This window comes from Streptomyces flavovariabilis (assembly GCF_000725785.1).
Classification (GTDB): domain Bacteria; phylum Actinomycetota; class Actinomycetes; order Streptomycetales; family Streptomycetaceae; genus Streptomyces; species Streptomyces hawaiiensis.
The window spans coordinates 1-21,430 of record NZ_JNXD01000029.1 but is presented as its reverse complement, the minus strand read 5'-3'; the positions used below and the strand labels follow the sequence as shown (position 1 = coordinate 21,430).

The 21,430-nt window shown below is 71.0% G+C and carries 25 protein-coding genes; 18 read left to right on the top strand and 7 right to left on the bottom strand.

Features of this window, described 5'->3' with window-relative positions:
* The first annotated feature begins 11 nt into the window (after nt 1–11).
* From IO24_RS0135965 to IO24_RS0135955, 3 genes are all read left to right on the top strand, one after another.
* Nucleotides 12–299: a DUF1416 domain-containing protein gene (locus IO24_RS0135965; RefSeq protein WP_003991226.1), complete on the top strand. Its 288-nt coding sequence runs from the start codon at nt 12–14 to the stop codon at nt 297–299.
* A gap of 86 nt (nt 300–385) precedes the next feature.
* Nucleotides 386–646 (top strand): DUF3099 domain-containing protein, encoded by a 261-nt coding sequence (locus tag IO24_RS0135960; protein WP_031143382.1) that lies wholly within the window; start codon nt 386–388, stop codon nt 644–646.
* Nucleotides 647–669: 23 nt separating this feature from the next.
* Nucleotides 670–1,056, top strand: a complete 387-nt coding sequence (locus IO24_RS0135955; protein ID WP_031143380.1) for a VOC family protein — start codon at nt 670–672, stop codon at nt 1,054–1,056.
* On the opposite strand, the gene IO24_RS0135950 is transcribed toward IO24_RS0135955, so the two are convergent.
* Entirely contained in the window at nt 1,050–1,412 is a 363-nt protein-coding gene (locus tag IO24_RS0135950; RefSeq protein ID WP_031143378.1) for a DsrE family protein, read from the bottom strand. The genes IO24_RS0135955 and IO24_RS0135950 overlap by 7 nt on opposite strands.
* A gap of 203 nt (nt 1,413–1,615) precedes the next feature.
* Between IO24_RS0135950 and IO24_RS0135940 the strand changes: the two genes are divergently transcribed.
* The 3 genes from IO24_RS0135940 to ygfZ are packed head-to-tail and all read left to right on the top strand — an operon-like array spanning nt 1,616 to nt 3,621.
* Nucleotides 1,616–2,191: a heme-binding beta-barrel domain-containing protein gene (locus IO24_RS0135940; RefSeq protein ID WP_031143376.1), complete on the top strand. Its 576-nt coding sequence runs from the start codon at nt 1,616–1,618 to the stop codon at nt 2,189–2,191.
* 16 nt (nt 2,192–2,207) lie between these two features.
* Entirely contained in the window at nt 2,208–2,645 is a 438-nt protein-coding gene (locus tag IO24_RS0135935; protein ID WP_031143374.1) for a Fur family transcriptional regulator, read from the top strand.
* Nucleotides 2,646–2,655: 10 nt separating this feature from the next.
* Nucleotides 2,656–3,621, top strand: a complete 966-nt coding sequence (gene ygfZ, locus IO24_RS0135930; protein ID WP_031143372.1) for a CAF17-like 4Fe-4S cluster assembly/insertion protein YgfZ — start codon at nt 2,656–2,658, stop codon at nt 3,619–3,621.
* A gap of 46 nt (nt 3,622–3,667) precedes the next feature.
* Here ygfZ and dtd read toward each other — a convergent pair whose 3' ends face one another.
* Entirely contained in the window at nt 3,668–4,093 is a 426-nt protein-coding gene (gene dtd, locus IO24_RS0135925) for a D-aminoacyl-tRNA deacylase (RefSeq protein ID WP_031143371.1), read from the bottom strand.
* A 212-nt stretch (nt 4,094–4,305) separates the two neighbouring features.
* Between dtd and IO24_RS0135920 the strand changes: the two genes are divergently transcribed.
* From IO24_RS0135920 to IO24_RS0135910, 3 genes are all read left to right on the top strand, one after another.
* Nucleotides 4,306–4,938: an RsiG family protein gene (locus tag IO24_RS0135920; protein WP_031143369.1), complete on the top strand. Its 633-nt coding sequence runs from the start codon at nt 4,306–4,308 to the stop codon at nt 4,936–4,938.
* Between the two features lie 86 nt (nt 4,939–5,024).
* Nucleotides 5,025–6,278 carry a GNAT family N-acetyltransferase gene (locus IO24_RS0135915; RefSeq protein WP_031143367.1) on the top strand — a complete coding sequence of 418 codons (1,254 nt, stop codon included), beginning with the start codon at nt 5,025–5,027 and terminating at the stop codon, nt 6,276–6,278.
* Between the two features lie 252 nt (nt 6,279–6,530).
* Nucleotides 6,531–7,448, top strand: a complete 918-nt coding sequence (locus IO24_RS0135910) for a FadR/GntR family transcriptional regulator (protein ID WP_078899511.1) — start codon at nt 6,531–6,533, stop codon at nt 7,446–7,448.
* Between the two features lie 36 nt (nt 7,449–7,484).
* On the opposite strand, the gene IO24_RS0135905 is transcribed toward IO24_RS0135910, so the two are convergent.
* Nucleotides 7,485–7,673 (bottom strand): hypothetical protein, encoded by a 189-nt coding sequence (locus IO24_RS0135905; protein ID WP_031143363.1) that lies wholly within the window; start codon nt 7,671–7,673, stop codon nt 7,485–7,487.
* A gap of 147 nt (nt 7,674–7,820) precedes the next feature.
* On the opposite strand from IO24_RS0135905, the gene IO24_RS0135900 reads away from it, so the two are divergent.
* The 6 genes from IO24_RS0135900 to IO24_RS0135875 all read left to right on the top strand — a co-directional run bounded on the left by IO24_RS0135900 (nt 7,821) and on the right by IO24_RS0135875 (nt 15,246).
* Entirely contained in the window at nt 7,821–8,711 is an 891-nt protein-coding gene (locus tag IO24_RS0135900) for a winged helix-turn-helix domain-containing protein (RefSeq protein ID WP_031143361.1), read from the top strand.
* Nucleotides 8,711–9,454 (top strand): HAD family hydrolase, encoded by a 744-nt coding sequence (locus IO24_RS0135895; protein WP_420823245.1) that lies wholly within the window; start codon nt 8,711–8,713, stop codon nt 9,452–9,454. Before IO24_RS0135900 ends, IO24_RS0135895 begins: the two co-directional genes overlap by 1 nt.
* Before the next feature lie 249 nt (nt 9,455–9,703).
* Nucleotides 9,704–11,893, top strand: coding sequence for a phosphotransferase family protein (locus IO24_RS0135890; RefSeq protein WP_031143357.1), 2,190 nt, complete (start codon nt 9,704–9,706; stop codon nt 11,891–11,893).
* Nucleotides 11,894–11,918: 25 nt separating this feature from the next.
* Nucleotides 11,919–12,542 (top strand): TetR family transcriptional regulator, encoded by a 624-nt coding sequence (locus tag IO24_RS0135885; RefSeq protein WP_031143355.1) that lies wholly within the window; start codon nt 11,919–11,921, stop codon nt 12,540–12,542.
* A 40-nt stretch (nt 12,543–12,582) separates the two neighbouring features.
* Entirely contained in the window at nt 12,583–14,598 is a 2,016-nt protein-coding gene (locus IO24_RS0135880) for a HelD family protein (RefSeq protein WP_031143353.1), read from the top strand.
* A 24-nt stretch (nt 14,599–14,622) separates the two neighbouring features.
* Nucleotides 14,623–15,246, top strand: coding sequence for an RraA family protein (locus tag IO24_RS0135875; RefSeq protein WP_031143351.1), 624 nt, complete (start codon nt 14,623–14,625; stop codon nt 15,244–15,246).
* Nucleotides 15,247–15,293: 47 nt separating this feature from the next.
* On the opposite strand, the gene IO24_RS0135870 is transcribed toward IO24_RS0135875, so the two are convergent.
* From IO24_RS0135870 to IO24_RS0135860, 3 genes are all read right to left on the bottom strand, one after another.
* Nucleotides 15,294–16,475, bottom strand: a complete 1,182-nt coding sequence (locus IO24_RS0135870; RefSeq protein ID WP_031143349.1) for a GDSL-type esterase/lipase family protein — start codon at nt 16,473–16,475, stop codon at nt 15,294–15,296.
* Between the two features lie 5 nt (nt 16,476–16,480).
* Nucleotides 16,481–17,068 carry a TetR/AcrR family transcriptional regulator gene (locus IO24_RS0135865; RefSeq protein WP_031143347.1) on the bottom strand — a complete coding sequence of 196 codons (588 nt, stop codon included), beginning with the start codon at nt 17,066–17,068 and terminating at the stop codon, nt 16,481–16,483.
* 64 nt (nt 17,069–17,132) lie between these two features.
* Entirely contained in the window at nt 17,133–17,591 is a 459-nt protein-coding gene (locus tag IO24_RS0135860; protein WP_234335361.1) for a DUF2269 domain-containing protein, read from the bottom strand.
* Nucleotides 17,592–17,855: 264 nt separating this feature from the next.
* Here IO24_RS0135860 and IO24_RS0135855 point away from each other — a divergent pair, with 264 nt between their 5' ends.
* The 3 genes from IO24_RS0135855 to IO24_RS0135840 all read left to right on the top strand — a co-directional run bounded on the left by IO24_RS0135855 (nt 17,856) and on the right by IO24_RS0135840 (nt 20,108).
* A complete protein-coding gene (locus IO24_RS0135855) occupies nt 17,856–18,509 on the top strand; it encodes a class I SAM-dependent methyltransferase (RefSeq protein ID WP_031143343.1) in 654 nt (217 codons plus the stop codon).
* Nucleotides 18,510–18,672: 163 nt separating this feature from the next.
* Nucleotides 18,673–19,233: a GNAT family N-acetyltransferase gene (locus IO24_RS0135845; protein ID WP_045297071.1), complete on the top strand. Its 561-nt coding sequence runs from the start codon at nt 18,673–18,675 to the stop codon at nt 19,231–19,233.
* A 215-nt stretch (nt 19,234–19,448) separates the two neighbouring features.
* Nucleotides 19,449–20,108 carry a hypothetical protein gene (locus tag IO24_RS0135840; protein WP_037669380.1) on the top strand — a complete coding sequence of 220 codons (660 nt, stop codon included), beginning with the start codon at nt 19,449–19,451 and terminating at the stop codon, nt 20,106–20,108.
* A 271-nt stretch (nt 20,109–20,379) separates the two neighbouring features.
* Here the strand turns inward: IO24_RS0135840 and IO24_RS0135835 are convergent, their stop codons facing one another.
* A complete protein-coding gene (locus IO24_RS0135835; protein ID WP_031143337.1) occupies nt 20,380–21,024 on the bottom strand; it encodes a class I SAM-dependent DNA methyltransferase in 645 nt (214 codons plus the stop codon).
* Nucleotides 21,025–21,430 lie beyond the last annotated feature (406 nt).

The following is a 21,430-nucleotide window of genomic DNA, read 5'->3' as shown; positions in this document are numbered from 1 at the left end:
AGGAGTACGACATGTGCGGTGCGAAGGCCGGCGGCCCCGACGCCTCGACGATCAAGCCCGGTGAGACCACCATCCAGGGTCAGGTGACCAAGGACGGCGAGCCCGTGGTGGGTTACGTCCGTCTGCTGGACTCGACCGGCGAGTTCACGGCCGAGGTGCCGACCTCGGCGACCGGACAGTTCCGCTTCTACGCGGCCGAGGGCACCTGGACCGTCCGCGCCCTCGTGCCCGGCGCCACCGCCGACCGCACGGTCGTCGCCCAGCAGGGCGGCCTGGCGGAGGTCGCGATCGCCGTCTGACGGCGATCGGTCCCGGAAGGGCCGTACCCCTCGGGTTGGACGCCTGGGGTGCGGCCCTTCGGCCTGCCCGGACCTACGCTGGACGTATGTACGCACGGCGGCGTCACACGTACTTCGCGATGATGGGTCTCTGCATCGGCCTCTTCGTCCTGGCCTGGGGTGTCGTACGCCTCTGGTCCATTCCCGTGGCTGTCGGAATGTGCGTGGTGGCCATGGTCATCCCACCCGTGGCAGCGATGGTCGCGAACCGCCGGGGCCCCGAGGACCGCTGGTGGGACGACCCGTCCGGGGATCCCAAGTCCGACGAGTGGTGGGACGAACTGGACGGCAAGAAGCGCCGGTACTGAATCGACGACGAGGGGGCGGAACCGTGCGCCTGACGGCGGCGACTCTGGATGCGCCGAACGCCCGTGAGCTGGCCGCCTTCTATCTGCGGCTGCTGCCCGGGTGGCGGGTGTGGCGCGGGGAGGACTGGCAGGACTGGGTGCACATCCGGCCGCCGGACGGGGGTACCGGGCTGTCCTTCCAGACCGAGCCCGCCTACCGGCGCCCCGTCTGGCCGAGCACGCCGGACCGGCAGCAGATCATGATCCACCTCGACATCGAGGTCGACGACGTGGAACGCGAGACCGCGCGGGCCGTCGCCGCCGGGGCGCGGCTCGCCGGGTTCCAGCCGCAGGACGACGTCCGGGTGCTCCTCGACCCGGCGGGCCACCCCTTCTGCCTCCACACGGAGACCGCGGAGGCGTCTCAGTAGACGAGCGCCTGCGTCTCCTCCGCCATCGCCTCCTGGACGAAGACCTGCGCGCCGGCGATACGGACCCCCTTGATGACGTCCTGCTCCGTGATCTCGCGACGGGCCGCGCACTGCGTGCACAGGGTGACGCGGCCGGCCGTGAGGAGGGAGTCCAGCAGGTCGGGCAGGGGAGCCGCGTGCGGCAGCTCGAACTCGGCGGCCCGTCCGGGCAGGGCGAACCAGGCGGACTCGCCGGTCAGCCACAGGGAGACGTCGACGCCGCTGGCAACGGCCACCGCCGCCACCGTGAACGCCTGAGAGCACCGCTCGGGGGCGTCGGCCCCCGCCGTCACCTTGATCACCAGCTTCTTCGCCATAGCCGCGATCGTAGTGCCGAAGAGGCCCGCGTAAGCTGGGCTCGGCCCTGTGCACCCATTCGCACCCCGCTCAAGGAGCACCCCGTGGAGATCTTCTTCGAAATCCTGTTGGTCCTGGTCGCCGTCGGCGTCCTCGCCTTCGCCGGACTGACCGTGAAGAAGCTGTACCAGGGCCAGCGCTGACCCCCGTCTAGGAAGTTTCCATGATCGAGATCCCGTCCGACCTTCACAAGGACCTCGTCCCGCTCGCCTTCCTGCTCGGCGACTGGGCGGGCGCCGGCGTGCACGACTTCCCCGGCTCCGAGAAGTGCAACTTCGGGCAGGAGGTCGCCTTCACCCACGACGGCCGGGACTTCCTGGAGTACCGGTCCCACAGCTGGGTGCTGGACCAGGACGGCAACAAGGTCCGGCCGCTGGAGTCCGAGCACGGCTTCTGGCGGATCGACGCCGGCCGCAAGGTCGAGGTGACGATGACCCGCGACGACGGCGTCATCGAGATCTGGTACGGCGAGCTGGCCGACAAGAAGCCGCAGATCGACCTCGTGACGGACGCGGTGGCCCGCACCGCCGCCTCCCAGCCCTACACCGGCGGCAAGCGGCTGTACGGCTACGTCAAGAGCGACCTGATGTGGGTCGGCGAGAAGCAGACCCCCGAGGTCGAGCTGCGCCCCTACATGTCCGCCCACCTGAAGAAGGTCGTCACGCCGGAGGAGGTCGAGCGCTGGGCGAAGGCCCTGCCCGACGACATGCCGGACGACGGCATCGCTTTCTTCAAGTAGTCCTAGACTCAGGGGTGTGGTGAGCACCGACTGGAAGAGCGATCTGCGGCAGCGCGGTTACCGGCTGACCCCGCAGCGGCAACTCGTGCTCGAAGCCGTGGACACCCTTGAACACGCGACCCCCGACGACATCCTCGTGGAAGTGAGGAAGACGGCGTCGGGGGTCAACATTTCGACGGTGTACCGGACTCTGGAGCTCCTGGAGGAGCTCGGCCTGGTCAGTCACGCGCATCTGGGGCACGGGGCGCCGACGTACCACCTCGCGGACCGGCACCACCACATCCACCTGGTCTGCCGCGACTGCCAGAACGTGATCGAGGCGGACGTGTCGGTGGCCGCCGAGTTCACCGACAAGCTGCGGGAGACGTTCGGGTTCGACACCGACATGAAGCACTTCGCGATCTTCGGCCGGTGTGAGGACTGCACGCTCAAGGCTTCACATACCGAGTCGTAGGCTTACGGATATGAAGAGCCCCCTGCTGACCCTGCCCGGCGCCGTCCCCGCCGAGGGCGTGGACGAAGGTGTCGCCGCCCACTACGGCGATCTGTTCCGTGAGCAGCGCGCCCTCGCCGACGGCACCGGATTCGTGGACCTCTCGCACCGGGGGGTCGTCACCGTCACCGGCGAGGACCGGCTCGCCTGGCTGCACCTGCTGCTGACCCAGCACGTCAGCGACCTCCCGGTGGGCCGGGCCACCGAGGCCCTGATCCTCTCCGCGAACGGCCACATCGAGCACGCGCTGTACCTCGTCGACGACGGTGAGACGGTCTGGGTCCATGTGGAGCCGGGCACCCAGGAGGCGCTGATCGCGTACCTGGAGTCGATGAAGTTCTTCTACCGGGTCGAGGTCGCCGACCGGACGGCCGACATCGCGGTCGTGTACCTCCCGGCCGGCTCCATCGCCGAGGTCCCCGAGGGCGTCGTCGTGCGGGAGACGCCGCACGGGCGGGACCTGTTCCTGCCGCGCGCCGACCTGGAGGCCTACGCGGCGCAGGCCGGGCCGCCCGCCGGGATCCTCGCCCACGAGGCGCTGCGCGTGGAGCAGTACCGGCCCCGGCTCGGTTTCGAGACCGACCACCGCACCATCCCGCACGAGCTGGGCTGGATCGGCTCGGCGGTGCACCTGCAGAAGGGCTGCTACCGGGGGCAGGAGACGGTCGCCCGGGTGCAGAACCTGGGCAAGCCGCCGCGCCGGCTGGTCTTCCTGCACCTCGACGGCAGCGAGGTCCATCTGCCCACGGCCGGGACGGAGCTCCGGCTCGCGGACGACGGCCCCGACGGCCGCAAGGTCGGCTTCATCACGACGTCCGCCCGCCACCACGAACTCGGCCCGGTCGCTCTCGCCCTGGTGAAGCGGAACGTGGCGGTGGACGCCCCGCTGATGGCCGGGGACACGGCCGCGGCCCAGGAAGCCGTCGTCGAGCCGTAGACCCTCCTGGTGAATCTTCGGCCTTGAGGCTTGTAGACCTTTCGGGTCAGATTTCGATCTGCACGGTGAACGGGCCGTCGTTCGTCAGTGATACGCGCATCGCCGCACCGAAGCGGCCCGTGGCCACGGTCGCGCCCAGCGAGCGCAGCCGGGCGACGACCTCGTCGACGAGGGGTTCGGCCACGTCGCCGGGGGCGGCGGCGTTCCAGGTGGGGCGGCGGCCCTTGCGGGCGTCGCCGTAGAGGGTGAACTGGCTGATCACCAGGAGCGGGGCGTCGATGTCGCTGCACGACTTCTCGTCGCGCAGCATGCGGATCGACCAGAGCTTGCGGGCCAGCTGGGCCGCCTTCTCCTTGGTGTCCTCGTGGGTGACGCCGACGAGGACGCACAGTCCCTCGCCCTCGATCGCGCCCACGGTCTCGCCGTCCACGACGACGCTCGCGCCGTCCACCCTCTGCACCACTGCTCGCATACGTCCATCATGCAGGGCGGTGACATCGGCGCCTCGGCCGGTCGGCGGATGGCTCGAAAGAGTGGTTTGCGCGGAGCGCCAACTGCCCGCGCTGGACCGTATTTTGCTGCTTAACCGCCCATCTGGGGTCTATCGGGGGCACTCGTTCCCATAGCGGCCACTTGGGGTGGCACGATGCATGCACACACCGGTCGAGGGGACGGTTGAGGCACATGAGCACATCAAGCACCGGACAGCAGCAGGCGGCTGTCTGGTCGACGTACACGGGGATCGGCGCGTCGGAGTACCACCGGCCGCCCACACAGCGCACGGACAGCCCACGGCTGCCCTCGGACGCCTCCGGGCCCGAACTGCCCGCACTGAGCCTGCCGGAGCTGCGGGCACTGCGCCGCGAGGCCCAGCGCGACGAGACCGACCTCAGCTATCTGCGGCGGCTCCTCCAGGGGCGGATCGACATCCTGCGCGCGGAGGTCGCCCGGCGGGCCCCGGCGGACGTGGCCTCCGCCGCCGCACCCCGGGAGACGTCGGTGGTGGAGCGGCTGGCGGAGATCCTGCGGGACGCCCCGGCCCGGCACCGCTCCTCGGCCCGCCATCTGACCCTGGGCGTTCCGCAGGGCGAGGAGTTCCGTCGGCTGGCCGCGGAGATGCTCGCCGAGGTCGAGCTGTCCGACCTGGACGCGCGCACGGACCTGGAGCTGAGAACGGCGATGGGGCGGCTCGAGCGCCACGAGCAGCAGGTCTCCCGGCGCCGCCAGCGGCTCCAGCGCACGGCCGACGAGTGCAGCGCGGAGATGGCGCGCCGGTACCGCGAAGGGGAGGCGCAGGTCGACGACCTGCTGGTGTGAGCCGTCCCGGGGCCCGGGGAGGGCCGGTCGCCGGATATTTACGCGACAGCGACCGGCCCTCCGCCTAGCGTGACGTCATGACCCCCATGCCCCGTGCCGGCGACATCGACGTACGCCCGGTCACCGAAGCCGAGTTCGCCGACTGGCTGCGTGCCGTGAACACCGGCTTCCTGCGGCTGCCCGTCCTCACCGAGGAGGAGATCGAGGGCCGGCGCGGGAAGTTCGTCGAGGGCCGCTACCTCGGAGCCTTCGACCGGGGAAGGTGTGTGGCGACCTTCCGGTCCTTCGACCAGGAGCTCACGGCCGTGGGCGGGGCGAGTGTTCCGGCCGACGCGATCTCGGGCGTCACCGTCACCGCCACGCACCGGCGCCGCGGACTGCTCAGCCGCATGATGGCGCGGGACCTGGCGGCCGCGAAGGAGCGCGGGGACGTCGTCGCGACGCTGATCGCCGCCGAGTACCCGATCTACGGCCGCTACGGCTTCGGGCCGGCGACCTGGATGTCGGAGTGGACGGTCGACGTGGCGCGCGCCGGCCTCGACGCCCGCTGGGCGGGCCCGGCGGACGGCGGGCGGATCGACCTGGTGGAGGGCGAGGACATCCGCAAGCTCGGGCCCGAGCTGCACGAGCGGCTGCGCCGTGGCCTGCCCGGTGCCATCGACCGCGACGACACCTGGTGGAAGGTGAACACCGGAGCCCTGCGGTTCGACCCGTCGTGGAAGCCGCCCTTCTTCGCCGTGTACCGCTCGGCGTCCGGCGAGGTCGAGGGCATGGCCGCGTACGACGTGGACGACAACTGGGGTGATGGCAAGCAGCCGTTGAACACGGCGACCGTGCGGTGGCTGTACGGCGTGACACCGGCCGCGGAACGCGCGCTGTGGGAGTACGTCTGCTCCATCGACTGGGTCGTGAAGGTGAAGAGCGGCTGGCGGGCCCCTGACGACCTGCTCCCGCACCTCCTGCCCGACCCGCGGGCGGCCGCGATCACGTCGCTGGCGGACTGGCTGTGGGTGCGGATCCTGGACGTTGTACGGGCGCTGGAGGCGCGGACGTACGAGGGGTCGGGGGCGCTGGTGCTGGAGGTCGCCGGCGTGGACGGGCTGACCGGCGGGCGTTACCGGCTGGAGGTCTCGCCCGAGGGGGCGTCCTGCACGGCGACCACCGAGAGCGCGGAACTGGAGCTGGGGCTGGGCGAGTTGGCGGCGCTGTGGCTCGGCGACGAGTCGGCGGTGCGGCTGGCGGCGCTGGGGCGGGTGCGCGAGGAACGAGCGGGCGCCGCCGGGAAGGCCGACGCCCTGCTGCGTACGTCCAGGCGGCCGTGGTGCCCGGACATGTTCTGAGCCGCTCCCTTCTGCCGGCGTGCGTGCTGGGACCCGCATCCGTAGCGAGCTGTTCGGTTGTGGTTGTCGTGCGGCCGTGCCGGCCGGACGGGACTCCCGGCTCCCCTCCGGAGGGGAGTCCCTGAACGGGTGGCCAACCCCCTGAGGGCCTGACCATGTTTCCCAAGTTGGTGACCAACTTCACCTTACTTATCTCCGCTTGGAAGCGGCTCATAACCACCATTCCCTGAACTGCCACAAGATGGCGGGAAGTTGTACTGTTCAGTTGTGGACCCGGAACACGACTCCGTCACTGGACGGAAGAGGTCGCAACGGCCACAGACGACACATCACGAGGTGGCCGACGAGCTGCGCGCCCGGATCAGGTCAGGGGCGCTGCGGCCGGGTGAGCGCATGCCCACCCAGGCCCAGCTGGCCCACGAGTTCGGTGTCGAGCGCGGTGCGGTGCGGCAGGCGCTGCGCGTCCTGCAGTCCGAGCGGTTGCTCACCAACGTGTCCAAGGGCAGTCCGGCGACCGTCGCCCCCGACCCCGTCGGCGCGCTGACCGGCCCTCAGGCCCCGCCGCTGCCCACGACGGTGGCCCTCGCGCCCCGGATAGCGACGGCGTTCGGGGCGGAGCACGTCGAGATCGACGCCGTGTGCCTGACGTCCATCTCCCTCACGCTCGCCATCGGTGAGCCGCTGCGGCAGATCCACGCCGGACGGCTGAAACCGGCCAAGGTCGACGTCCGGGTGCTGCTGCCGAGCCGGGACATCGACCTGGCCTTCCCGGTACCGGTCGAGGGGGGCGCCGACGGCTGGGTGCACGAGCGGTGGCTGGCGATGCGCAACGCCCAGGGGCAGGTCCTCCAGCACAACCTGCTGGCCCTGCGCGCCACGCACGGCATCGACGTCCGTGTCACGTTCCGGGCGCTGCCCTTCACCCCGCCGGTGAAGCTGTACCTGCTCAACGGCGCGGAGGCGCTGTTCGCGTACTACACGCTGACGCGCCGGGAGGCCGAGATCGATCACGAGCGGCCGGCGATGTACGACGCCCAGGGCACCCAGTCCATGCTGTTCGCCTTCCGGCAGGGTGCCGGGCTGCGCGACACGACGTTCGTGGAGCAGTCGCACCTGTGGTTCAACGCGCTGTGGGAGACGATCAGTTCGGAGCTGGTGCTCACGAGCTGACGTCTCCCACGGGTCGTTCCGGGGTGGCGCGGTGACTCATCGGGCGGGCCCCGTCATCAGCAGCGCGAGCACGACGGCTCCCGCGGAGCTGACGGCCGGGCTCTTGGCCTTGACGCCGACGGTGAGAAGGATCAGGCCGACGATGCCGGCCGGACCGTACTTCCACTGGACGAGCTGTTCGAAGGCGACGACGAAGGCGGCGGAGAGGAGAGCGAGGGCGGGCATCGGTGTTCCCCCTTCGGAAGTCCGGAAGCAAAACTTCCGCCAACTCCGAGAAGTTGGCAACCAACTCTGCTTAAGTTGTCCCCACTTGGCCCCTAGTTATAAACAACTTTCAAACAACTCCCGTCAGATGGATCAGAGTTGTAGCGTTTGGTCGTGGCCCAGGAGAGCGTGGCGGAGAACGTGGCAGTGAACGGCAGCAGAAGATCCTCGCCCCAGGAGATCGCCGGCATCCTGCGGGAACGCATCCGTGCCGGTGAGCTCAAGCCGGGGGACCGGCTGCCCACCCAGGCCGATCTCGCCGAGGAGTTCGGCGTGGAGCGCGGCGCCGTCCGCCAGGCCCTGCGCGTCCTCCAGGAGGACGGTCTCCTCACCGACGTCAGCAAGGGCAGCCCGCCGCGGATCGCCGCCCCGGCCCCCGCCCGCGGCGAACCCCAGCCGACCATGGTGGGCCTGGCCCCGCGCCTGACGGAGGCGTTCTCGGCACCACACGTCCGCGTCGACGTGGTCTGCCACACCGCGGAGACCCTGATGGTCGCCATCGGCGAGCCGCTGCGCCTGATCCACGAGGGCCGTATCCACCCCGAGTCGATCGACGTCCGCATCCTCGTCCCCTCCCGGGACATCGAGCTGGCCTTCCCGGTCCCGGTCGAGGCCCACAGCGGCGACAACCCCGTCCACGAGCGCTGGCTGGCCATGCGCAACGCCCAGGGGCAGGTCCTCCAGCACAACCTGCTGGCGCTGCGCTCCACGCACGGCATCGACGTGCACGTCACCTTCCGCGCGCTGCCCTTCACCCCGCCGGTGAAGCTGTACCTCCTCAACGAGGAGGAAGCCCTGATCGGCTACTACATGCTGACCAGGCGCGCGGAGGAGTGGGGCAGCCAGACCCTGGACATGTACGACGTCCTCGGCTCCCGGTCCCTGCTCTTCTCCTTCGTGAAACAGGTGGGCCGGCGGGACGCGGCGTTCGTCGAGGAATCCCAGAAGTGGTTCAACGCCCTCTGGGAAACCATCACGACGGACCTGACACTCTCCTAGTGACTCCTGATACGACGCAGACCGGTGCGGTGCCCTTCGAGACCGAGAACGATCCGAATCGACTCCGCAATCTGATCAGACACGCCCGTGTCGTGCTGTGGGACTTCGACGGGCCCATCTGCCGCCTGTTCGCCGGGCACTCCGCGGAGCGGGTGGCGAGCGACCTGGTGGCCTGGCTGGAGAGCCGCGGCCTGCACGGCCTGCTCACGGACACCGAGCGCGAGTCCCTCGACCCCCAGGTGGTCCTGCGCGCCGTGGACCGCCGGCACCCCGGCAGCGACCTCGTCGCCGAGCTGGAGGAACGTCTCACCCAGGACGAACTCCGGGCCGCGTCGTCGGCGTGGCCGACCGCGTACGCGGACCCGCTGATCCGCACCTGGACGGCGGTGGGCTCCCGCCTGGCGATCACGACGAACAACTCCCCGCGCGTGGCCCGCAAGTACCTCGAGAGCCGCGGCCTCGTCGCCTGCTTCGCGCCCCACGTCTACGGACGGACCCAGGAACTGCACCACCTGAAGCCGGATCCGCACTGCCTGAACCGGGCGCTGAGCGCGATGGGGGCGGCGCCGGGGGACGCGCTGATGATCGGCGACACGCCCTCCGACCTCGAGGCGGCGGAGCGGGCCGGAGTGCCGTTCCTGGGCTATGCCCGCAACGAACGCAAGGCCAAGATCCTGCGGGACGCGGGGGCCGGCACGGTCCTCGTGTCGCTGGAGCCGCTCCTGGAGCTGCTGCGCACGTAGGCGGGCCGGCGGGAGCAACGGATCATCAGGGCGGGTGTAGCATTCCCGCACCGCGCGTACCGATTGAGTCAAACGCTCGTCCTCGTTCGTAAGGGAAGGGGCCAACCGGCCGCCACCGAACGGGTTCGCGCCGTCTCATGCAGAGGGGTGGCAGACCACCCTCAACGGCTCATTCCGCAGGCGCGATGCCGGCCGTGTATCTACCGTTTGCCATACCGTTCTCCCCTTCTCGCACCTCCGGAGCGGCCAGTGGGCGCATCCCCCCGTCCCCGTCCTCTTCTCGGGGAGCGCGCCGCACACGACGCCACCTGCCGGGCCTTCGTGAAACTCGCCGCCGAACGGGGGAAGGAGACCGGGGGCCGCCACCACCGCAACTACGTCCTTCCGCTGACGGAGGGCATGGCCCGGATGGTCGGCGGTGAGGCGGGCACGTCCGTGACCGTCCGGATCCGGCGCCCGGACGCGCTGCCCGTGGTCGTCCGGACCTGGCAGAACGAGGCCGGCATCCTCGCCGCCGTCCGGGGCATCCTGCCGCACGCCCCGCGATGCCTGGTCGAGCGGGACGACTTCGCCATCCACAGCTTCGTGGACGGCGTGCCGCTCGCCCGCGTCTGCGACTACGGCAAGCCCGTCGACACCCTGCACGTCAGGGCACTGACCGGGCTGCTCGCCCGGACAGCCCAGGTGCGCCGGGGTGCGCTGCCCGCCCTGCCGGCCGTATGGCCCCGCAACGACACGGACAGCCAGGGCTTCCTGCGGACCATGGTCCACCTGGCCGACCAGCAGATCAGACGGCCCAACCGCGACGGCTTCGGCGGGCTGTTCGCGGCGCTGGGCATCCCCGAGGACGCGCTCACCGGGCTGGCCGGGCGGGTGCCCGCCATGGCCCGGCGGCCGTACAGCCTGCTCCACGCCGACCTGCACCGCGACAACGTGATCGTGCCGTACACGGGCGACCCGCCCCTCGTCTGCGTCGACTGGGAGCTGGCGACCTACGGCGACCCGCTGCACGACCTCGCGACCCACCTCGTCCGCATGCGGTACCCGGCGCACCAGTGGGCCGAAGTGGTCGACGCCTGGGCCGAGGCCATGCAGGAGGTCCGTCCGGCCGCCGTCAACGGCCTGGCCAAGGACTTGCGGCACTACCTGGCGTTCGAGCGGGCGCAGTCCGTCTTCCCGGACGTGATGCGGGCCGCCCGGTCCCTCGAGGAATCGTTCACGCAGACGAGTCTGGACGAGGCGACGGCCGAGGTGCGGCGGGCACTGGAGGCGGCGGCGGAACCCCTGCGGCTCGTCGGCGTACCGAAGGAGGGCGAGATCCGGCGGGCCCTGTTCCGGTGGCTGGTGTCGCGGATGAACGGGGACCTCGGCGGCCGGGCGTGGATCGCGGAGGCGTTCGAGTGGCGGCCCGACCGGCGGATGCCGGAGCGACCCGGCTTCCCGGCCGCCGCAGTCCGGCAGGCCCTGCTGGCGGAGGGGGCCGCGCCGGCGGGCCGGGTGTTCAAGGGCACCGCGCACCTGAACACCGTGGTGTCGGTGACGGGCTTCTGCTCTCCCGTGGTCGTACGGCGGAAGCTGCCCGAGGTGTGCCGGCGGGAGCGTGGCTTCCTCAGTGAGCACGCCGTGCTGCGCGCGATCGAGGAGTCGTCCGTCGGGGTGGCGGCGCCACAGGTGCTCGCCCTGGGCGAGACCTACCAGGGCGACACCATCGCCCTCCACACGTACGTAGGGCCCGGGGACGTCGACCGGCCCCCCCATCACCCCGTCCACGGCCTGCTGCCGCACGAGGCGGACGGCCTGGTGGACCAGCTGTGCGCCCTGACGCACGTCCGGTACAAGCAGGTCGACCCGACCGCCGGCGAGGGCGCCTTCCACGGCTGGCTGCGGGACCAGCTGATCTCCCTGGTGCGGGACCTGCCGAAGGAGTCCCAGCAGCTGGCCCGGCACCTGGGGCTGCCCGACGCGGACCGGTTGCGGCTGCTTCTCTCCCGGCAGGAGGTGAGCCACCGCGAGCCCGCGCTGCTGCACGGCGACCTGAATCCCTGGAACCTCGTACGCCGTGACGACCGTCTGGCGCTGACCATCATCGACTGGGAGATGGCCGTCGTCGGCGACCCTCTCTACGACCTCGTACGGCACATGCACCTCACTCCGACCCGGCCGGAGATCAGGGACCGGATGTTCCGCCGCTGGGAGCGCCTGCTGCCCCCCGAGCACACCCGTGACTGGCGCAAGGACTGGCGGGTGTACCGGGAGCTGGAGATAGTGCGGTCGGCCTACGTCGACCTGGACCGCATCGTGACCGGGGCCGGCCTGGACGCCCCGAACGTCCGGCGGGCGGTGGACTCCTACGCGGTGACGCTGGCCGTCGCCACCGGCTCGCTCGGCCTCCCGGTGCCCTCCACGGCGAGCCCGTATCTCGCCCGCGCCCTGGCCTGACGCCGCCCGTGCGTAGGCTCGCCCCATGAGCGAGCCCGGCCTGCGTGAGCGCAAGAAGCAGCGGATGTACGAGACCGTGTCGGACATCGCCGTGCGCCTCTTCATGGAGAAGGGGTTCGACGCGGTGTCCGTCGCCGAGGTGGCGGCGGCGGCCGAGATCTCGAAGCCGACGCTGTTCCGGTACTTCCCGGCCAAGGAGGATCTGGTGCTGTACCGGATCGCCGACCACGAGGGCGAGGCCGCCCGGGTGGTGGCGGGGGCGCAGGAGCCGCCCGTGGAGGCGCTGCGGCGGCACTTCCTGGAGGGGCTGGAGCGGGAGGACCCCGTGACCGGGCTCAACGACCATCCCGGCGTGCTCGCCTTTCACGCCCTGCTCTACGGGACTCCCTCCCTGGTGGCCCGGGCGCACACGCACCAGGAGCGGTCGGAGGCCGCGCTGGCCGAGGTGCTCGGGGGTGATCTGGACGCGCGGCTGGCGGCCGGGCAGATCATGGCCGTGCTGCGGGTGCTCGCGCTGGAGAACTGGCGGCGGATCGCGGCGGGGGAGCGGGTGGCGGACGTGCGGCCGGACGCGGTGGCGGCGGCGGAGCGGGCGTTCGGGTGGCTCGCGGCCGGGCTGCCGCCGCACCTCGCGAGCGAGACTCGGTAATTTATTTAACTCGGTTACGTCTTCGCGTACGCTCGGTGGAATGACCTCGACCGAGCCTGCCCTCCACCACGTCCTCGACAAGGAACGCGCCCACCACCAGCGCTGCCGGACCGCCCTCGCCGCGATGGTCGAGGGCGCCGGTGAACAGGTCGTCACCGGGGAGGACGTGTCCGCGTCCGGGGCCGATGCCGAGGTCCTCGGTTACCGGCTGCGCAGCCGGGCGAAGGCCCTGCGGGACCTGCCCGAGGGGCCGTTGTTCTTCGGAGCCCTTCAGGGCGTGGACGGACAGCTGCACATCGGGCGGCTGCGGATCTCCGAGCGCCCGGCCGAACCACCCCTCGTCGTCGACTGGCGCGCACCCGTCTCGCGCGCCTTCTACCAGGCCTCGGCCCGGGACCCGCAGGGCGTCGCCGTACGGCGACGGTTCGGATGGGCGCCCGGGAGCCGGGGCGACTCCGGGGATCTCACCGGCCTGGAGGACGAGCGCCTGGAGCAGGGGGAGACACGCGGCAGCGAGATCGTCGCCCGGGAGATCGAGCGGCCCCGGGTCGGGCCCATGCGGGACATCGCGGCGACGATCCAGCCCGAGCAGGACGACCTCGTCCGGGGGGACCTGGCGATGTCGGTGTGCGTGCAGGGTGCGCCGGGCACCGGCAAGACCGCCGTAGGGCTGCACCGGGCCGCGTATCTGCTCTACACGTATCCCCAGCGCATCCGGCGCGGCGGTCTGCTGATCCTCGGGCCCAACCGGACATTCCTGTCGTACATCGCCGAGGTGCTGCCGGCCCTCGGCGAGACCGGGGTGCGGCAGTCGACCCTGGCGGAGGAGATCGCGGGGCGGCCGTCCCGGGGCGTGGACGACGAGCCGGCCGCCGTCGTGAAGCACGACGCCCGGATGGCCGGGGTGCTGCGGCGGGCGCTGTACGCGAGGGTGCGTGCCGAGGGGGCGGGCGCGCTCGCCGTGCCGGACGGCTCGTACCAATGGCGGGTGCCGGAGGGGGAACTGGCGCGGATCGTGGCCCGGGTACGGGAGGAGGAACCGCCGTACGGGGTCGGTCGCGAGCGGGTGCGGGCGCGGATCGTGCGGTGCCTGCGCGAGCAGGCCGAGCGGCGGGCCGGGCCGCCCCCCGGCGCCTGGGTGCGGCGCATCGAGCGGGCACGGCCGGTGTCGGCGTACGTCGACGCCGTCTGGCCACGGGTGCGGCCCGAGGAGGTCGTGGCCGAACTGCTCACGGACGAGGGGGCGCTGGCGGCTGCCGCGGACGGGCTGCTCGACGCCGGTGAGCAGCGGGCGCTGCTGTGGGAGCGGCCGCCACGGTCGTGGAAGTCGGCGCGCTGGTCGCCCGCCGACCTGGTGCTGCTCGACGAGGTGGCCGGGCTCATCGCTCACCCGGAGGGACATGGCCATGTCGTCGTCGACGAGGCGCAGGATCTGTCCCCGATGGAGTGCCGGGCCATCGCCCGCCGGGCCCGCTTCGGTTCGCTGACGGTGCTGGGTGATCTGGCGCAGGGGACGACGCCGTGGGCGGCGCGGTCCTGGCGTACGGTCCTGGCTCACCTGGGGAAACCGGACGCCGCCGTGGTCGCCCTGACCACCGGGTTCCGGGTGCCGCAGGCCGTCGTCGGGCTCGCCAACCGGCTGCTGGAACAGCTGGACGTGGACGTGCCCGCGGCCCGTTCGCTGCGCGGGGACGGGGAGTTGCGGATGCGGGAGACGACCGAGGACGGCGTGCCCGGGGCGGTCGTGGCGGCCGTACGGGACGCGCTGGAGCGGGAGGGCTCGGTCGGGATCGTCGCGGCGGACGCGGACGTTCCCCGGGTGCGGGCGGCGCTGGACGCGGCCGGCATCGAGGCGGCCGGCCCGGACGAACTCGGCGCGCGGGTCGCCCTGGTGCCGGCGAGCGTGGTCAAGGGCCTCGAGTACGACCACGTCGTGGCCGTCGAACCGGCGGCGATCGCCGAGGCGGAGGAGCGGGGGCTGCACCGGCTGTACGTGGTGCTGACACGGGCCGTGTCGCGGCTGGAGGTGGTGGGCGGGAGGCCACTGCCCTTCTAGGGAACGGCGGTTACAGTCCACGCCATGACTGACGTCGACGCGTTCACGGACATACCCACGACCACCCTGGCCGATCTGCTGGGCCGCGGACAGGTCATGGACATCGGGATCAGGCCGCTGTGGGGGCCGGTGCCCCGGGTGGCCGGACCGGCCTTCACCGTACGGTGCCCTCCCGGCGACAACCTGATGCTGCACGCCGCGATCCACCGGGCCGGGCCCGGCTCGGTCGTCGTCGTGGAGTCGGGCGACCTGGACTACGCCCTGGCCGGCGGCAACGTCTGCGCCGTCGCCCGGCGCCGCGGCATCACCGCGTTCGTCGCCGACGGGCTGATCCGCGACCTCGCCGAGGTCCGGGGCATGCGCTTCCCGGTGTTCGCACGCGGCGTCATCCCCATCCCGGGCACCAAGTCGGCCGTACGGCCGCTGAACGAGCAGGTGCGCTGCGGCGGGGTCACGGTCGGCGCGGGCGACACGGTCGTCGCCGACGAGGAGGGTGTCGTGGTCGTCCCCGGGGCCCGCCGCGCGGAGGTACTGGCCGCGGCCCGGGCCAAGCTGACCAAGGAGGCGGCGGAGTCCCCGGACATGTGGGAGGCGGCCCATCGCACCCGCATCGACAAGATCCTGGCGGAGCAGGGCTTCGAGGAGTGACCGACCGGCCCCGGCCGGTCGGTCGCCGTGGCGCGGCGGGGCACCGCTCATCCCCCGTCCGCGAAGGCCCCTGTCTGCGTGAACGCCAGCTCGTGGAAGCGGTCGCCGATGTGGCGGTGGGTGGTCGCGTCCGGGTGGACGTGGTCGGGCAGGGGGAGGGCGGCGGCGTCCTTCGCGCCGTAGAGGGCGAGGCCGTCGAGGTAGTGGAGGTTCGGGTCGTCGGCGGCGCGCTGCCTCACGATGCGGGACAGTTCCTCGCGGATGACGGTGAGGGTGAGTTTGCCGGTGGACGTCTCCGCCGGGTCGCCCATGGCGGAGAAGACCAGGCGGCCGTTGCCGAGCTCGTCGTGGTCCGGGGCGGTGGGGCCGGGTGTGTCCTCGTGGATGGCGCAGTGGATCGGGGAGACGAGCAGCAGCGGGGTGTCCGGGTGGCCGTCGCGGATCGTGTCGAGGAAGCCGTGCACGGCGGGACCGAAGGTGCGCAGCCGCATCGCGTCCTGGTTGACGATGTTGATGCCGATCTTGACGCTGATCAGGTCCGCCGGGCTGTCCCGCATGGCGCGCGCGGTGAACGGGTCGAGCATCGCGCTGCCGCCCAGGCCGAGGTTGGTCAGCTCCACACCGCCGCGCAACGCGGCGATCGCGGGCCAGATGGCCGTGGGGCTCGCGGCGTCCGAGCCGTGGCTGATCGAGCTGCCGTGGTGCAGCCACACCCGGCGGCCCCGGTCCGGCGCGGGCGCGACGGGCGCGTCCGTGCGCAGGGCGACCAGCTCGGTGGTCTCGTTGTGCGGCAGCCAGATCTCCACGTCCTTGTCCCGCGCGGGCAGGCCCGTGAAGCGGATGGTGCCGACCGGGCCCGTCGTGACCTCGCCCTCCCAGGTGGCCAGGTCGACGGTGAGGACGTTGCCGCCCGTCCCGGCGGCCTGGCCGGCCGGGACACCGTCGACGAGCAGGTCGTACAGCCCGTCGGGGCGCGGCGGGAAGCCGGTGTAGTCGCGCTTGGTGCGCAGGGTGTCCAGCTCGACGGCGGTCGCGGCGGTACGGAACGCCACGCGTATGCCGGAGGGCTGGGCCTCGGCCATCGCCAGCTGCGCGTCGGTGTTCTGCGTGCGGGCCCGGGCGGGGAGCCGGTGGGGGAGCAGGCCGTGCTCGGTGCGCTCCACGTCGAGGGCGCCGCGCAGCAGGTCCGCCGTGAGGGGCGTGGTGATCCAGTCGTGCTCGGTGTGCATGGGTGTCAGCCTCGGGGATCGGTAGGGGCCGCGGGCCAGTTCCGCAGCAGCGTGTCGAGGGCGTCGAGGATCCGGGCCCAGGTCTCCTCGGTGTCCGGGGCGCTGTGGCTGAAACCGCCGCCGAGCTCCAGGCTGACGTAGCCGTGGAAGACGCTGCCGAGCAGCCGGACCGCGTGAGTCTGGTCCGGCTCCGTCAGGTCGTAGCCGCGCAGCAGCGCCCGGGTCATCTGCGCGTGCCGGACACCGGCGCTCGCGGCCGCCGTCCGCGGGTCGAGCCGCAACTGGGCCGCTGCGTAGCGGCCGGGGTGTTCCCGGGCGTAGTCGCGGTACACGTTCGCGAGGGCTGCCAGGGCGTCCTTGCCGGCCCGTCCGGCCAGGGCGTCGGCGGCCCGGTCGGCGAGTTCCGTGAGGGCGAGCAGGGCGATCCTGGTCTTCAGGTCGTGGGAGTTCCGCACGTGTGAGTACAGGCTCGCGACCTTGACGTCGAACCGCCGGGCGAGTTCCGAGACGGTGACCTGCTCGAAGCCGACCTCGTCGGCCAGCTCCGCGCCGGCCTCGGTCAGACGCTCCGGCGTCAGTCCTACGCGTGCCATGAGGCCTCTCCCTTCTGCCTGAAATGAGTGTGCACTTGCCTAAAGCCTTTAGGCAAGTGGCGCTTCAGACGGATGCCCTCAGCCTCGTGCCCCGGCGGGTCCTCCCCCAAGGCTTCAGGACGGAGATCACCGTCATGAACACGTAGGCGGACAGCGACACGACCGGCCCGAACAGCACGTCACCGGCGTCCGGCAGCCGCCCGCCCGCGGCGACGGCGGTGACCGCGGAGTCCACCCCGGGACGCAGTGCGAACACCGTGGCGGTGGTCGTGGCGAGGGTCAGCCAGAACTTCGTGTACACCCACCGGTACCGGGCCAGGCCCCACACCGTGCCCAGCGACAGCAGCAGGCCGCTGAGCAGCGTGAGGAACGCGACGGGGAGCAGGAGCCAGTCGGCGAAGAGCTTCATGGCCCGGACGGAGGCCTCCACGGTCGCGGTGGACCCGGTGGTGGCCGCCGTGATCCCGAGCGTGAGCAGCCCGAGCGTGAGCCCGAGCCAGCCGGCGGCGGAGACGACGTGCACGACGAGAGCGGTCCGGCGGGCCGAGCGGCCCAGTCTCGGCGACGGGCTCGGGCGCGGCCTCGGGCGCTGCCTCGGGTCCGCTCCCGGCTTCTGCTGGTACTTCGTACTCGCATCCGTATGCGTGTCCACACCGGCCACCGTGCCGGGCGGGGGTCGTGGCGTCGTCTCACCGCGGGAGTAATCCGGCGTACTGGCGTCGGAGTACGGGGCGTGCCACAGCTGTCGTCCAGGGCTGATCCGGACGACAGGACCTAAGGTCGCGGCATGACCGAGCCCTCCCACCTGACCGCCGTCCGCGAGTCCTACGACACCGTCGCCGCCGACTACGCCCGACGCGTCAAGGAACCGGCCGACCTGGACCCGGTGTCCCGCGCGATGCTGGCCGCGTTCGCCGACCTCGTACGGACCCCGCACGCCGGGCCGGTCGCCGACCTGGGCTGCGGCCCCGGCAAGGTGACGGCACACCTGGCCGCCCTCGGAGTACCGGCGTTCGGCGTGGACGTGTCTCCGAGAATGATCGAGCTGGCCCGGTCGGCGTACCCGGAACTCCGCTTCACCGTCGGCTCGATGACCGCCCTGGACATCGCCGACGGCGAACTCGGCGGCATCCTCGCGTACTACGCCACCCACCACACCCCGCCGCAGTGGCTGCCGACCGTCTACTCCGAGTTCCACCGCACCCTCGCCCCCGGCGGCCGGCTGATGCTGGCCGGTCATGTCGGCAACGACGAGCACCTCCGCCCGACCCACGCCTACGGCGACCACCCGGTGTCCTACGAGTCGTACCTGCTCCCGGCGGAACGCATCGCCGCACTCCTCCAGCGGGCCGGCCTCGTGGTCACCACGCGGGTGGTGCAGGAACCGGAGGGAGCGACGAAGAGGCAGGTGGGCACGTTCCTGGCGTACAAGCCGGGGTGAGGCCGGCGAGGGCCGGGCCGGCCGCGTGGCAGGTCTCGTGACGACGTGCTGCGGCTCGACCAGGATGATTCACATGAACTCACAGAACTCACAGAACTCACAGAACTCACAGAACTCACAGAACTCACAGAACTCACCGAAGACGCCGAACCCGCCGAACCCCGTGGGGACGTCACCCACCCTGTCCGCCACGGAGATCACCTCGTCCCGGCTCTGGCTGCGCGAGGCGCGCGACGCCGACCGCGACGGACTCGTCGAGCTTCAGACCGATCCCCGGGTCCGCTTACACCTCGGCGGCCCGAGGCCGCGGAGCGCGGTCGAGCAGTACCTCGACACGCTGGGCGTCCCGCACGTCACCGACACACCCGGCACGTTCGTCATCGCCGACAGGACGACCGACCACCTCATCGGGACACTCCTGCTCCACCGGCGCCCCGCCGACCTCCCCGGGCATGTCACCGAGGGGGGCGGGGAACTGGAACTGACCTACGTCCTGCGCCGCGACGCCTGGGGCGCCGGGCTGGCCTTCGAAGCAGCCACCGCCGTATTGCGCGCCGCCGCCCGCGAACTGCCCGACCAGCCGGTCCTGATCGTCACCCAGACGGCCAACATCCGCTCCCTCGGCCTCGCCACCCGCCTCGGTTTCCGGCCCGTGAGCACCTTCGAGGCCTACGCCGCGGAACAGACCCTCGCGGTGGCCGACCTGCACGCGTTCCTGGACTGAGCGGCTACGACCGAGCGCGCCATCCGCGTAGTGCAGGGCGTTGACCTGGAGTGCCCGGAGATCGGTGAGACGGGTTGAAGCGGCCCGTCTCGGAGAAGTCCGGGCGGGTGTCCTTGCGGCATATGTCGTCAGTTCCCTGCTCTGCTCGGGAGTTGCAGGGACCGGGTTGCCTGCAGCGACCCCAGGCTGGCTCAACCAGTGACATCGTCTGAAGCGTGACTCTCACGTATGACGACATCGCGGAGCAGCAGGCGGACATCGTCCGCCTGCTGCTCCACCACATCCATACCCCGCTGCCCGACGGCTGGTTCATCCGTGGTGTCCTGCCCTCGCCGCCACCCGCCGCGGAGGTCCGGGTCGTCACGGGCCCTCAACGCACAAGCGTTCCAAATGACTTGATGGTCTGGGAGATCCCTCTGCGCACCATCGACGCCCCCGAGGAGCTACTGGGCCCGAACGACGTCCTCGGCATCGTGCGTGCCTTGAACACCGGCACCCAGATCTTCTCCAGCAGCCGTGTCGACACGGTGATGGGCATGACCCTCATCCATGTGAATCCGGAGCAGGTCGCTCCCGTCGGCCCGGGGGAGTGCGACAACGCCTTCACCATCCTGCGCACCCTTACCTACCCCTGGACTGAGGAACAGCCCGACCCGCGGCTGCGAGGCTTCCTCCTTCAGGGCCCCGACCGGATGCGCCTGTATGTCGACCACGAAGAAGACACCGAGGTGGTCGGCGCCGACGTACGACCGTCCGGCGCTCTGACCGCCCTGCTCGCGGCACTGTCCTCCCTGATCGAAGAAAGGGAACGGATGGTTCGGGGCGAGATCGACGACCCGCACTGCTCCCGGCTGATCGACCTTGTGGATTGGTGACTTTCGACTTGTCCCGCCTCGCTGAAAGTGAGGCAGGGCGGCGCTCTGGCCTGGGGTGCTTCAGGCAGAGCGAGACGTTGAATGTTCGTCGGTCACGCTCAACCTGAGGCATTCCGTCACGATCCCCTGGGCTTGTGAGCCAGGAAGAAACCTTGCTGGCCCGGCCAAGGTTCCTCGCTCTCGTCGGATGTGGGGACCATCTGAGCCCAAGGCGAGGCCGGCTTGCTCATCAGGTGTTGACGTGTTCAGGGGACACGGACTGTTGGCTGAGCTAGGGCTGACGGTGTGCGAAGAGGACCGCCCCTGGAACGCTCTCGTCGAGGTCGAGGAGCATGTGGGCCTCGACCGTGAAGCCAGCATCGCTAAGCCAGGTCGTCACTTGGTCAGGCTGGCGGCGGTGGACGTAAACGTTCATCGGGTGACCGCCGTAGCCCTGCGTCTTCAGCCTCGACTCGTCGCCGACGTGAAAGCCGAGCAGCAGTGGCCCGCCGGGGCGTAGTACCCGGTGGAAGTGGCTGAAGACCGTGGGGACGGCATCGTCGGGGACGTGTATCAACGACCAGAAGGCGACCAGGCCGGCGAGCAAAGCGTCGGCGAGCTGGAGATCCGTCATCGAGCCGACTTCGAACCGCAGGCTGGGGTGGTCGCGCCGAGCGAGGTCGATCATCGCGGGTGAAAGATCGATGCCGAACGCGTCCACGCCCAGCTCGTGCAGGTGAGCGGTGACGTGTCCAGGCCCGCAGCCCACGTCCGCCACCGGCCCGCCGCCGGTGGCGTGCACCAACTCGGCGAACAATGCCAGAGCTGCTCGAAGGTAGGGCTCCCCGGCCAGAGCCTCGCGCAGTTGGTCGGCATAGCTGACCGCGACCGTGTCGTAGGACGTGCGGGTGTCTGCTAACCACTGGTCCGTGTTCATGCCTCGACACGGTAGCGCCAGTGATCAGGATGTCCTGCAGAGTCGGTGTGACGGATGATCAACGCTGACGAACCTGATCAACTCGGTGAGGTCCTTTCGTCCCTGACGCCGGACAGGTAGCGCCTCGACCTCAACCGCGTGGTGTTTTTTGTCCGTTCCCAAAGGATCTGAATCGCTAAGGTGCCTTTGATCTGGTCTTTGTCAGATTCGATGGGACACCTCCGAAGCCGGGCGGCCCAGTGGATCTGAACAGTGGCGCGCCTACTGTGCGACATCCCGTGAGTTCTCCCGAGCCCCGCTAAGACCCCGTTTCTGATGGCGTGATCGCTCGTTGTGCCGTGCATGACGGATCTGCTGGAGCGGTTGGTGCCGGACGAGTTGTGGACACTGTTCCGGCGGGTGGTCC